Below are 203 nucleotides of genomic sequence, written 5' to 3' on the forward strand. Positions count from 1 at the left end.
CCACAATTCCAGTGTGCCGCCGTCGGCCGATGGCTTGAAAAAGAAGAAAACGAAATCCTTGCGCAAGCCCTCGGAAAAGAAGGTCGGCGGGCAGCCGGGCCACGACGGAACGACGCTGATGCAAACGTCGCAACCGACCGAGATCGTCGTCCATCCACTGCCGAGCCAATGCGATCATTGCCACCACCAATTGCCGGCCGATG

At 59.6% G+C, this 203-nt stretch carries 1 pseudogene; it reads left to right on the forward strand.

Going from position 1 to position 203, the window contains the following annotated elements:
* Positions 1 to 13 precede the first annotated feature (13 nt).
* Positions 14 to 203, forward strand: a pseudogene (locus F1735_RS38775) (IS66 family transposase); the annotation flags it as partial.

Origin of the sequence: Massilia genomosp. 1, from assembly GCF_011682185.1 — a bacterium.
GTDB lineage: Bacteria > Pseudomonadota > Gammaproteobacteria > Burkholderiales > Burkholderiaceae_D > Telluria_A > Telluria_A rubra.